At 29.1% G+C, this 13197-nt stretch carries 8 protein-coding genes, 6 tRNA genes, 2 rRNA genes, 1 pseudogene and 1 other annotated feature; all 17 genes and pseudogenes read right to left on the reverse strand.

Annotated features, from left to right (window positions below):
- Nucleotides 1-18 precede the first annotated feature (18 nt).
- Entirely contained in the window at nucleotides 19-564 is a 546-nt protein-coding gene (locus Ctaglu_RS22155; RefSeq protein ID WP_125005847.1) for a GNAT family N-acetyltransferase, read from the reverse strand.
- Nucleotides 565-742: 178 nt separating this feature from the next.
- Nucleotides 743-833: transfer RNA gene (locus tag Ctaglu_RS22160), tRNA-Ser, on the reverse strand.
- A gap of 32 nt (nucleotides 834-865) precedes the next feature.
- A tRNA-Ser gene (locus Ctaglu_RS22165) sits at nucleotides 866-956 on the reverse strand.
- Between the two features lie 116 nt (nucleotides 957-1072).
- Nucleotides 1073-1163: transfer RNA gene (locus Ctaglu_RS22170), tRNA-Ser, on the reverse strand.
- 32 nt (nucleotides 1164-1195) lie between these two features.
- Nucleotides 1196-1286, reverse strand: a tRNA-Ser gene (locus tag Ctaglu_RS22175).
- 217 nt (nucleotides 1287-1503) lie between these two features.
- Nucleotides 1504-2787, reverse strand: coding sequence for a serine--tRNA ligase (gene serS / locus Ctaglu_RS22180; protein ID WP_125005849.1), 1284 nt, complete (start codon nucleotides 2785-2787; stop codon nucleotides 1504-1506).
- Between the two features lie 102 nt (nucleotides 2788-2889).
- Nucleotides 2890-3091: a binding site (T-box leader), on the reverse strand.
- A gap of 137 nt (nucleotides 3092-3228) precedes the next feature.
- Nucleotides 3229-3447: pseudogene (locus Ctaglu_RS22185) on the reverse strand (DUF1667 domain-containing protein); the annotation flags it as partial.
- A 46-nt stretch (nucleotides 3448-3493) separates the two neighbouring features.
- Nucleotides 3494-4891: an NAD(P)/FAD-dependent oxidoreductase gene (locus Ctaglu_RS22190; RefSeq protein WP_125005854.1), complete on the reverse strand. Its 1398-nt coding sequence runs from the start codon at nucleotides 4889-4891 to the stop codon at nucleotides 3494-3496.
- A 92-nt stretch (nucleotides 4892-4983) separates the two neighbouring features.
- Entirely contained in the window at nucleotides 4984-7203 is a 2220-nt protein-coding gene (locus Ctaglu_RS22195) for a hybrid sensor histidine kinase/response regulator (RefSeq protein ID WP_185732915.1), read from the reverse strand.
- A gap of 262 nt (nucleotides 7204-7465) precedes the next feature.
- Nucleotides 7466-10177 carry a UPF0182 family protein gene (locus Ctaglu_RS22200; RefSeq protein ID WP_125005858.1) on the reverse strand — a complete coding sequence of 904 codons (2712 nt, stop codon included), beginning with the start codon at nucleotides 10175-10177 and terminating at the stop codon, nucleotides 7466-7468.
- A gap of 5 nt (nucleotides 10178-10182) precedes the next feature.
- On the reverse strand, nucleotides 10183-11349 hold the full coding sequence (locus Ctaglu_RS22205; RefSeq protein ID WP_125005860.1) for a DUF362 domain-containing protein: 1167 nt from the start codon (nucleotides 11347-11349) through the stop codon (nucleotides 10183-10185).
- 49 nt (nucleotides 11350-11398) lie between these two features.
- Entirely contained in the window at nucleotides 11399-11914 is a 516-nt protein-coding gene (locus Ctaglu_RS22210; protein WP_125005862.1) for a transcription repressor NadR, read from the reverse strand.
- A 126-nt stretch (nucleotides 11915-12040) separates the two neighbouring features.
- Nucleotides 12041-12535, reverse strand: coding sequence for an HDIG domain-containing metalloprotein (locus Ctaglu_RS22215; RefSeq protein ID WP_125005866.1), 495 nt, complete (start codon nucleotides 12533-12535; stop codon nucleotides 12041-12043).
- A gap of 136 nt (nucleotides 12536-12671) precedes the next feature.
- Nucleotides 12672-12747 (reverse strand) — tRNA-Ala (locus Ctaglu_RS22220).
- 3 nt (nucleotides 12748-12750) lie between these two features.
- Nucleotides 12751-12827, reverse strand: a tRNA-Ile gene (locus Ctaglu_RS22225).
- 7 nt (nucleotides 12828-12834) lie between these two features.
- Nucleotides 12835-12951, reverse strand: a 5S ribosomal RNA gene (rrf, locus tag Ctaglu_RS22230).
- Between the two features lie 139 nt (nucleotides 12952-13090).
- A 23S ribosomal RNA gene (locus tag Ctaglu_RS25790) occupies nucleotides 13091-13197 on the reverse strand; the annotation flags it as partial.

Raw genomic sequence — 13197 nt, forward strand, 5'->3', positions numbered from 1 at the left:
ATACTAACATATTATACGCTAGGAGTAAAGGTTTATTTGCAAAATTCCTTTTATAAATTCATCTCTAAGGATTCCCATAGTAATTACATCCCTATAATCCCCATAGGAAAAACAAGCTTTTCTCTTCTTTCCTTCTTCTAAAAATCCACATTTTTTATAACACTGAATTGCTCTTAAATTAAAATCTAGTACTTCCAGTTCTACTCTATGGGCAGCCATATCCATGAATAAATATTTAAGCAATGCCTTTATAGAGTCTTGTCCATATCCTCTATTCCAGAAGTTTTGACCTATAGCTATACCTAACACGTATACATTCTTACATACACTACTTTCTTTATAAGTTATATATCCTACAACTACACCTTTTTCATTAACAATGCTGACATATTTTTTATCAATATTAACAAATTTATTAAAATTATTTAATATGTCCTCTTTAGATGGAGGTAATATAAAATTACCATCAAGCTTTCTAACCTCTTCATCACACCAAATATCATAAAATATATTCAAATCCCGTCTCTCAACACTTCTCAATAATACTTTATTACCTTTTAGCATATTTTCTCCTTATTAATAATTTTAAATTTATTTATTATTTCAATATTATTATTTAACTATTATAATTATACCTTTTTTTTATCCCTATTTCAATAAATTGTGAATTTTTTTTGTAATTTAATTGGATAATTTTCAAAAAATAAATATAAAAAAACACCTAACAAATGTTAGATGTTTCTGGCGGAGAAGGAGGGATTTGAACCCTCGCACCGGTTACCCGGTCTACACCCTTAGCAGGGGCGCCTCTTCAGCCACTTGAGTACTTCTCCATGGCTTAATTTTATATGCTTATAAAAAAAAATGGAGGAGGAAGTGGGGTTCGAACCCACGGTACGCTCACACGTACGCCAGTTTTCAAGACTGGTGCCTTAAACCAACTCGACCATTCCTCCATGTCCACGACAAGATTTATTATATCAGCATAAATATACTCTGTCAATGTATTTGTTAAAATTTATTTATTTTCACATCTAAAAATAAAAAACACCTAACAAATGTTAGATGTTTTTGGCGGAGAAGGAGGGATTTGAACCCTCGCACCGGTTACCCGGTCTACACCCTTAGCAGGGGCGCCTCTTCAGCCACTTGAGTACTTCTCCACGGCTTAATTTTATATGCTTATAAAAAAAAATGGAGGAGGAAGTGGGGTTCGAACCCACGGTACGCTCACACGTACGCCAGTTTTCAAGACTGGTGCCTTAAACCAACTCGACCATTCCTCCAAATACTAACAACAATATTTATTATATCAGCATAAATATACTCTGTCAACATAATTTTTATTTTTTTACAATTCCCCATGTAAAATCTTCTAATTTATGATAAATAAACAATTTAGGTACCTTTAAAAAATATAATATACATTTTTTAAAGCTACCTAAATTATAAATATTAAAGTTATTTATTTATACTTATTATGGTATGTATTAAATTAACCATTTATTTTGAAATTATATTTTTACCGCCCATATATCTCACTAATGCCTCTGGAATAGTTACTGATCCATCTGCGTTTTGATAATTTTCAAGTACTGCGGCTAATGCCCTTCCTACCGCTACTCCTGATCCATTTAGTGTATGAATATACTTAGGTTTATCTTTTTTATCATCTTTATACCTTATATTTGCACGCCTTGCTTGGTAGTCTTCAAAATTACTACAGCTTGATATTTCAACATACTTATTATAACTTGGCATCCAAACTTCAATATCATATTTAAATGATGCTGTAAATCCTAAATCACCCTTACATATCTTAACTATTCTATAAGGTAGTCCAAGTCCTTGTAATACGGACTCTGCATCTACAAGTAATTTTTCAAGTTCTGCATAAGAATCCTCAGGTTTTGTAAATTTAAGTAATTCTACCTTATTAAATTGGTGTTGTCTTATAAGTCCTCTAGTATCTCTTCCTGCAGATCCTGCTTCTGATCTAAAACACGCACTATAAGCAACATGTCTTATAGGTAAATCCTCACCATTTAATATTTCATCTCTATAAATGTTTGTAACGGGTACTTCAGCTGTAGGTATTAAAAAATAGTCTGTATTAGCCACTTTAAAGGCATCTTCTTCGAATTTAGGTAATTGACCCGTTCCTACCATACTTTGTCTATTAACCATATAAGGAGGCAATATTTCTGTATATCCATTTATATCTACATGACAATCTAAAAAATAACTTATTAGTGCTCTTTCAAGTCTTGCACCCTGGCCTTTATATACTGTAAATCTTGAACCTGTAATCTTTCCACCTCTTTCAAAATCTAAAATATCATTGTCTATTCCTAAATCCCAATGAGCTTTAGTTTCAAAATTGAAGTTTTTGGGCTGTCCCCATCTTCTTACTTCAACATTATCTTCCTCTGTATCACCTTGTGGCACATTTACACTCGGTATATTAGGTATTCTTAGCATAATATTTTTAATTTTTTCATCCACACCAGACAATTCAACATCGAAATTTTTAATTTCATCTGAAAGTTTTTTCATTTGCCCCATAATTTCATCTACATTTTCTCCGCTTTTTTTAAGCTTTGGTATAAGTGCAGATTGAGTGTTTCTTCTATTTTTTAATTCTTCAACCTCCATTAATACATCTCTTCTTCTTTTATCAAGAGCTACAACCTCATCAATTATTGATATATCAAAATTTTCACCTCTATCTGCCATTAATGCTTTTATCTCTTCTGGATTACTTCTTATTCTTTTTAAATCTAACATAAATATTCCTCCTTAAATATATTATTAATTTTTTATTCACAAGTGTTAATTGTAATACTTTAGTTATTTTTGAATATAAAAAAAGAGTCTTCATCCCCATGAAAAAGGGACGAAAGACTCCGCGTTGCCACCCTACTTGATTAAATATAAATATTTAATCCTCTTTAACAAATATAACGGTTATACCGTACTGCTTTTCACAGTCCCTCGAAGGTGGATTCACAAAATAAAAGGTATCAGTTTACACCAAACACTGACTCTCTTAACCTTTATATTTTGTTACTATTCTCATCATAGGTTTTATACATTATTATGTTTTAATTTTATGCTATTATTTTAAGAATAATTTTACATCACACTTTTTACAAAGTCAATATATATATATTTAGTGCAGCCATTACTAAAGCCACTTTACTAATTATTCTCTTCAATGTTAATTACTTAGATATTCTTTGTACAGATAATATCAACTCCAGTATTAAGTATATTCTTACATACTACATCCCCTATTCTTAAAGGTGGGCCTACATGTATTCTACTTAATGCTTTTGAGCATTCAATCCATAACTTCCTATCAATGGGCCTACTAGTTTTTACTGAAACCACATTGCACAAATTAGAACCTTTTACCCTAACTAAAGTTGTTAAAATTGCTTCATTTTCATTTAAATTACAATCAGGTTGTTCTATCAAATAAACTCATCTCCTACATACTATCAAATTCTTTTATTCTATATAGTACAATATTAGAATTTTTTGAGTCCTTAACTATTTCCGTCATTTTCTTATTTGTTTCTCTTGCTAAAATAGAAACAATTTTATTTAAACAATGCGCCCCTTGACAATTTCCAAAGGCAGCACCAGTTCTCCTTTTAACTCCCTCTACTGTTCTTGCACCTAAAGGTCTCCGTATAGCGTCCACTATTTCCCCTTCAGTTACTTTTTCACATGCACATATTATTTTTCCATATTTTTCATCAACGCTAATAATACTTTTTCTTTCTTCATCAGACATTTCTCTAAATTTATAAGACTCTCTTCTCTTATCATTAAAATCTTTTTTAAGATTACATTGCATCTTACTGACTACACTCTCACATACAATATTTGCTATAGCAGGAGTCATTGTTATCTGTCCATAATGTTTTCCTTTAATTTGAATAAGTCCATCATCAATACCACTATCATCGATTACTATAGGTTGATCAAAAAAAGGCCAATCCAAAAACATTTTAACATCCATATTATCTACACCATTTGTTATTTTAGATATTCTATCTACTACTTCATTATAATTAACATTGTCTTTTGTACTAACAGCGGCAACAGTATCTCCCTCAATAGTTGGAAGTGTATAAATGCGCTCACCCTTAGCATTAAACATAAATAATGCATGAGAAAATTTTTGTTTTTCATTGTTATCTAAGAGTATATATTTTAATATTCCTCCATTATTATTTACTTCAAGTTTTTTTTCATTTACTATACTATAATTTTCTGAAGGAGTTGTATTTATTACCATTTTACAAGTAAATTTGTTTTTATTAGTAACAACTCTGAACCCTTTTGATATAGGTTGAATGTCTATTACTTCTTCTTCTAACCTAAATTTTACACCATTATCAAAAGCTACTTCACCATAAGCCAGCGCTAAGTCAAATGGGCAAATTACACCTGTATTTTTAGAATATAGTCCTTTTTCTATATGAACGTTTAAATTCGGTTCCATTTCATATATATATTTAGGTTCTAAAATTAACACATCCTTGGTACCTCTATCTATTGCTCTATTATATGTTTTTTCAATTATGGCAGCTTCTTCATCGGTTTGGGCAATTATTAATGAGCCACATCTTTTAAAAGGAACATTAAATTTAGCAGTTATAGTATCCATCATTTTATTTCCCATACGTTCAAGCCTAGCAGTTAAAGTATCTTCACTTTCAACGCCATCATATATCATAGCAGTATTTATTAATGCTACATCATCAGCTATATCATAATCTTTCTCAATTACAGCTATATTAAGATTATATTTTGAGATTTCATAAGCCACAGCGCAACCTATAATACCTCCACCCAAAATAAGTACATCATAATCCATTGTAACCCTCCACTATAAAACAAAAGTTTTTTTACTTATGCTTTATTATTATATCCTTCTTTAAAAAAAGAGGCACGATTTGTGCAAGAAAATTAAAAGCTAGCCTTATAATCAAAAAACATTTGTTTTAAACTGTCTTTATTTATAGGCTTATTTAAAACAAAATCAACATTATCCATTTCTTGATCGTCAAAAGAGCCCACCCAACCTGTCATAAGACAAAAATATATATGCTTATTTATCTCTTTAATTTTTTGCGCCACTTGTAATCCATTAATAATTGGCATAGTAAAATCACAAACTATTATATCATATTTTCTTCTATTTAACTCTGAATCTAAATCTTCACATCCACAGGTTTTTATTTTACATTTTGCAATTGACTTTATCATACTAGCAACAACATTTCTTACTTGCTCTTGATCATCAATAATTAGAACATTCCCCTGAAACTCTATTACATTCCTTGATATTTCATCATAATTTTTAACCATGTTTTCACATATAGGTAGTTTAACAATAAAAGAGGTTCCTACATTTTCTTCGCTTTCAATTTTCATGCTTCCACTATGTGAAAGTATTATATTATAAGAAATACTTAATCCAAGCCCTGAACCATTATTACCTTTGGTTGTGAAGAATGGTTCAAATATCCGCTTTTGAATATCTATATTCATTCCCATTCCATTATCTCTTATTTCTATAATAACTCTATTATCTTTGTTTTTTGTAATAACCTCAATTGTGCCACCTTTTGGCATAGCATCTACGGCATTTGTTATTATATTTATAAATACCTCTCTTATTTCTGTTATATTTCCTTTTACTATTTCATTAGATTTTAATGATTTGATTATGTTTATTTTTATGCCTTTAAAAACACTTTCAGTTAGCCACTTACTTTTAGTTAAGTCTATTGCATCTTTTATTGCACCATCTATACTAAATGTCTGAAAATCATCATCATTATATTTCTTTGTTAATTTTTTAACTTTATTAGTTATATTCATTCCATCATAAGCACAAATTTCGATAACACTAAGTAATTTTAAATTTTCTTTTTCCTGAACTGTATCCTTTAAAAGTTGAACAGATCCTAAAATTGGCGTAAGTATATTATTAATGTCATGAGTTATTCCTGCAGCCATTTCACCCATAGCTTTTAGTTTTTCGTTTTGTATTAGTCTATTTTGCATATCACAAAATCTTTTTTGTTCTTGAATTAAATAAAAAGCTGTTTTACATATTGATTTTAAGTGTTCTATATTATTTTTAGAAAGCTCTCTATTATTTTCATATCTGCCTATCCATATTACTCCTTTAGCGATATCATAATATTCTACAGCAATAGCCATATAGCTTACTATGCCCATTAATTTGAATTTATCTGCTAATTTTGAATCCACTACTTCACTTAAATTCAATAATATATCTACATTATCCCTGGATATAATTTGATTGGATTTATTAATATACTTAATTATTTCTGCGTCATTAACTAAGTAGTACTTATGCTTCTTACTTATTCCATAATAGCTATCCATAGCTATTATATTTTCTTGTTCTTTAAGCGAACTGCTTAAAATACAAAAATCCACATCACATACGTCCTTAATTTTACTCATTATAATTTTTTTGAATTCATTTTCATCCGTACTTTTAGGTATATTAGAAAAAACATCATTAAATAAAACTAAATTTTTATTTTGATATTTTAACTGTGAATTAGACTGAAGCATCCATATTGCTTTTTCTATTTCATCTTTGCTTCTAAATTCCATTTCTTTATTTCTGTCTATAATAATTAATTTTTCAAATAAATCAGTAAATCTATATAACCTATTAAAGCTGTAACCACTATTTTCAATATAAACCATATTAGAAACATTATCTTTTGAACACTCTATTATTTTTTCAACACATTTAATTACAGTTTCTAATTTATAAGCTCTTTTAATTACATTTTTAAAATCCCATATTATCTTCAATTTTTGTTTAGAGGCAGAAATAATATCTATAATGTCTATAAATTCTTTATATTCATAATGAAATGCAGTAATATTATATGTTTTTATTTTGAAATTACCTATATTTATATTATACCTTATGAATTCTTCATCGCTGTTAAAATTCTTTCCAATATTTTTATAGAATATATCATCTGTAAAAAATATAATTTTTTCTCCGTTTATAAGAGCATCATAAATGTATTTTTTTATTATCTTAGGTAAATTATTTATATTCAAAACATCTGTACCTATACATAATGAACTTTTACCATCTTTATACAAATCATTGTTTATATATTTCATAATATACCCCTCATACTCCCATACTCTCGTATACATAATTATATTCGACATTTTATTTCAAATTCCTTTGTTTTATACTTTATCCGTTCTATTCTATTCATTTTTATATAAATTAAGTGAAATTATAACATAAAAATAAGGGCATATAAGTATATATGCCCTAAGTTATCATTTTATGCTGATACAATGTAATATAAATCACTTATAAAACACATAAATTTTTTAATATAGTTACATTATGTTAAATAAATTTAGATATATTTTACTTACTTATTTTATCTAATATATCACCTAATTGTTTTATAAATGTACCATATTCAGTCCAATTTCCCTTCTTTTGAGATTCTATTGCCTTGTTATATAAATCTTTAGCAATTTTTATATTTTCTAATACTTTTGTATCTACATTTGAATTAACTCCAACTTTTGACGCATTATTTTTATCAGTATAATCAAATATCTGCTGGAGTGCTGACTCTATGTTATTAGCTAAAATTATTTTACCACCATAAGACACTACAATTTTTTTCATCTCTGGGATACTTTTTTCACCTTTAGCCCTCAAATACATAGGTTCTATATAAAGTAGTGAATTTTTAATTGGTATAATTGTAGTTTCTCCAAATTGAACTTCTGAACCTTGGGTATTCCAAAGTGATAGTTCTTTCGATATTATTGTGTCCTGATTCATCCTTTGTTTAAATAGTACTGGGCTATATACTGTTTCCTTTGGTGGAAATTTATATAAAACCATTTTTCCGTAATTATCAGCATCCATCCTTGCTCCCAGTAAAGCTACCATGTTGTCTCTGCCTTTTGTGTTGAAATATTCAAGTAAAACCATTTCTTCTTTGTTTTCCTTTGGTAATTTCATTATTAGGTAAGAGGCCTCATTTTTCTCTTTTTTACCCTCAACCTTCACTTGGTTAGTTGCTATAGACCATACATCATCTCCATTATAAAATACTCCTGGATCTGTTACGTGGTATCTTCCGAGTACATTAGATTGTAAATTATATATGTCTTCTGGATATCTAAAGTGTTCTTTTATGCCACTAGGAATTGACTCTGAATCCGAAAATAGTTTTGGAAATATATTGGAATAAGCATTTGCTATAGGATCGTTTTTATCAACTATATAAAATTTAGGGGTTCCATCTACTGCATCAATAACAACCTTAATTGAGTTTCTAATATAATTCACTCCACTCTCTGGCTGTGAAAAAGGATATTTATTAGAAGTTGTATATGCATCTATAACCCAATATAATCTCCCTTCATTTATTACAGTGTATGGATCGCTATCATATGTTAAAAATGGAGCAATTTTATTTACTCTTTCAACTATATTTCTATTAATTAATATTTTACTATTAGAGGTTATATCGTTAGACAATAAAAACTTAGTGCTTTTTTTATTTATAGCAAACAAAATTCTATTTGCCATATTCATCTCTATACCAGCCTTCCCCCCATAGTTGTTCATTTGGTTTTCTCCGCCTTTAGGGTAATCTAACTCTCCCATCTTTGTATTTACTACACTATAATCATTGGTGCTTTCACCAAAATATATTCTAGGATTATCTAATTTTAAACCTGTTTTATTTTCTAAGGGGATATTATTAATAACAAAATCCGGTTGTCCCTCACTTGTTACGGAATTCACTTTACTCATAACCACTCCATATCCATGAGTATAGACTAAATGTCTATTTTGCCAAGTGTTTGCATTATCTTTTAGTGAGTTTAAATTAATTTCTCTTGGTGCAATAAACACTTGAGTGTACTTTCCATTGATATTATATCTATCTATATCTATATCATTAAAACCATAATAAAATCTCATATATTGAAATTGATTATAAAACTCTAGCGCTGGTTTAAAAGAATTGATTTTTATATTATCAATAGTATCTTTATTTGAATTAATATCCTCTTTAGTTAAATCATTTTTTATTTCAAAAGGCACTTCTTTTATGTTATCAATGTTAAAAGCTTTTCTTGTATTATCTATATTATATTGAATATATGGTTTTTCCAAAGTTTTTTCATTTGACTGAACCGCAAATTTCTGAACTCCAGTTGATGCTAAATTTTCTCCAAATATTAGTAGGGCAATCACGATAATAGATATAACCATTGGTTTTGATTTATGTGATATAAGGCTTATAAACGTAATTATGGCTGCGATAAAAGATGCTACTGCTATTATTTGATAAAACCTTAATGTTACATGTACATCTGTATAGCTTGCTCCAAAAACTATTCCTCTTGGCGAATATACTAATTGCCATGCTTTTATTATATATCCCAAAGATAGCATCAATAATATTAGTGAAGATACTATAGCAAGTTGTCTTCCTGCAAATTTAGTTATTCCGTTATTAAAGTTTTTAAATCTAGAAAATGTACTTCCTTTATTGATGCTTAATATATGATCCTTTGCATTTAGTATAAGATATGTTACTACCGTAATGATTACAATCACGCCTAGCAAAATTACGAACATTTGATATAATGATTCAATTAATGGAAGTTTAAAAATAAAAAAAGAAATATCTTTTTTAAATAATGGATCTAAGGTGTTAAAACTTGTAGCATTTGAAAACTGAAGTATTTTATACCAATAGTTAGATGAAAAGCTTATGGATATTATACAAGAAATTATAATGTTTATTAAAATACTGATTTTATATTCCAATTTTTCTTTGTTCTTATTTACTTCAACAACTTTTTTGAATCTTAAAATACTAACTTTAAAAGCTTTATAATATGTCCATATTGCAATATAAGACACTATGAATACTGGAACCATTATTTTTAAAATCCATGTTAATTTAGTAAAGTATACTGATAAATATCCTACTTCCCTAAACCACTGTATATTTATAGCTAAATTAACTATATTACCTAAAAAAGCTATTATTATTAATATAATTCCTATTATGATAGCTATAGTCATGTTTTTTTTCATAACAATCACCTCTTATCTAATTTTGATAATAATTTACCTAAATTTGAATATTTAGTTTCAATTGCACCTACTGGGCATAATTCCTGACAGCAAAAACATCTTATACATTGATTCATGTTCCATTTAGGATTTGATATGTGTCCTTGTGTTACCATATCAATTGCCGATGGTTTCTCTGGGCAAACCTCCTTGCACCTTCCACACCCTATACATTTATCTATTATAAGTGTTGGATTTGGAGCTATCATTCCTCTTAGAAAATTAGTTACTTTTGGATTTATAAAATAGAAATTACCTCCTTTTCTACAAAGTTTAAAATTTTTAGCTTTCATAGATTCCAATTTTTCACCAAGTATATTTATATCCCCCGGAAGCACTACTCCCCATTTGCTATCATAGGCCTCTTTTAAAACAGGTGTATCTAGAGGGTTGTCATAACCTATAAGTCTAACAGCAGTAGAATCTACCGCAGTTAAAGACTTTCCCATAATCAAAGTATTCATCTTATATGGATTTCCACTTTTGGGCCCATTACCTTCCATAGCTATTATGCCGTCTAAAATAGCAAAATTAGTTCCAACAGCAGTATTCAAATCTAGTAGCATCTTACAAAAATTATTTGCATCAGGCATTCTTGTATGCCAAGTTGCCTTTTGTGTTCCTGGTATACAGCCGAACTGATTTTTTACAGCACCAGTATAATATGCCATAGCATGTGTTTTAAGCTTTGGTAATGATATTACAACGTCTGCCTCAAAAGCTGCTTTAGCTATATCCCAAGATTTACATAAAATAGAATTATCTAATTTAACATGCACTGATTGTTTAAAGTCTTCAAATTTAACTCCATATCTATTCGCAACTTCCATAAGTCCACAACGCTCTGCTGCTTTTCTTGAATCTCCAAAGCCAGGTGAATCACCAAAGCTAATATCATTAGAATATTCCATAATAATTCTAATAACTGCTTCAAAAACGACATAATGAGTTACTACCGGTGATTCTTTATTCTCAATACTTAACATATTAGGCTTTAAAAGCACCTTACTATCCTTTGGTATTAATTTTCTTAAAAAATCATTTCCACCCAGTAGTTCAAAGCCTTGTCGCAGTTTTTTTTCTACTAAATCAACATCATATTCCATACATTTTAAAAGCGCAACATTTTCCATTAGTTTCACTCCTTTGTGATTAATTTAAATTATATTATCTAAAGGTACACTAATCAGAAATCAAATAATTTTTATTTTTTAGCTCTTTTATAATACTTTCTATAATTTCCTCATTATCGGCTCTTATAGTATGCAAATGTACTCCTTTAGTTAGCGCAGATAAGGGCTGTGCATTAAACTCTTTAAATTTCTTTGTAAATCTTTCAATATCCATTAATGTTTTTATCATAAGCATTGCTCTTATTTCACCATATAAAGAGTGTTCTACGGTTACATCCTCTACTATTCCACCAAACTTAACAATGCATTCAAGCTCATTATATATGTCATCTCGGCTATGCGCCACAGCTATTACTCTTTTCACATAATTACTTTCTTCATTGGGTATTAAATACCCTTCCGGAGTTGCAATTATATTTACTCCCTCTGCTCTTGTAATTGCAATATCTTTTACTATAACTTGTCTTGTAACGCCTAATTCCTCTGCTAAAAACTGACCTTTATATGTAGCATTATTTTTAATTAATAAATTTTTAATATATTCTCTTCTTTGCTTTGAATTCATTTTCCCCTCCTATTTTTTGTATTAATTACATTCTATCACTTTTTATATATTTTAGAAATAATTTCTTATAGTACTAAATTATACCACTAAATTATGGTAATAAAAAAGAAACTATTCACTAGCTTCTTAATTTCTATCATCACATTCTTTTAATAAGTTTAATTCTATATCTTGCGTTATATTATTGTTATGATGATTTTTCACTAAAAACAAAAACCTATCATCATAACCATATTTTCTTAATAAATTATATCCTATATCTCCATGATTATAGTACATATTAACATTTTTACTCTTCTTATGTAATTTAATTTTTCCATTTGTTATATTATCTACTATAACCATTATAGATTTGTCTATTGGATTCATATTACTATATATTTTACCTATATCATGTAACAGCGCAACTTTTATCAAGTTTCCTGATTGTAATACTCTTTGATTACAAGTTGATTTTACATCTCTAGCTACATTTATAGAGTGTTTTTGCTCATGAGTAGGTAATTGATGGAATAATTGCAATTCATAAGTTTCTAAATGCATTTTAAGAAAATCTATATCTTCATCATTAATCTTAGAAACCATTGACCAGTAAAACTGCTTTAATCTATATAGCGACATCATCAAACCCCTTTCACAAATAAATTATATTATTACTGTTATATTGTAATACTTTTTTTGTTATAAATCTATAAAAAATTAAATTTCAGATTAATTTTAAACAAAATAAAAAACAGTCCATATTGGACTGTTTTTTTGGTGGAGATAAAGGGAATCGAACCCTTGACCCCCTGCGTGCAAGGCAGGTGCTCTCCCAGCTGAGCTATATCCCCGTATGGTGGACCTTCAGGGATTCGAACCCCGGACCGACCGGTTATGAGCCGGTAGCTCTAACCAACTGAGCTAAAGATCCATACATGACCTGGCGATGACTTACTCTCCCACAAGGTTGCCCCTGCAGTACCATTAGCGCATTGAAGCTTAACCTACCTGTTCGGTATGGGAAGGGGTGTTACCTTCATGCCATAATCACCAGATTTATAAGGTATAATCCTTACATTAAGAGTATATCAAGTTATTACTAACTTGTCAATACACTTTATGAGATATTCTCTCAAAATTGCACAGTGAATTTATCTTCTCGCTTTCGCTTGAAGCTTACGCTTTATATATATTAAGGTCAAGCCCTCGACTTATTAGTATTAGTCAGCTGAACATGTTACCATGCTTACACCTCTAACCTATCAACCTGGTGTTCTTCCAGGAGTCTTACTAACACCGTG

The organism is Clostridium tagluense, assembly GCF_003865095.1.
GTDB classification, from domain to species: domain Bacteria; phylum Bacillota; class Clostridia; order Clostridiales; family Clostridiaceae; genus Clostridium_AD; species Clostridium_AD tagluense.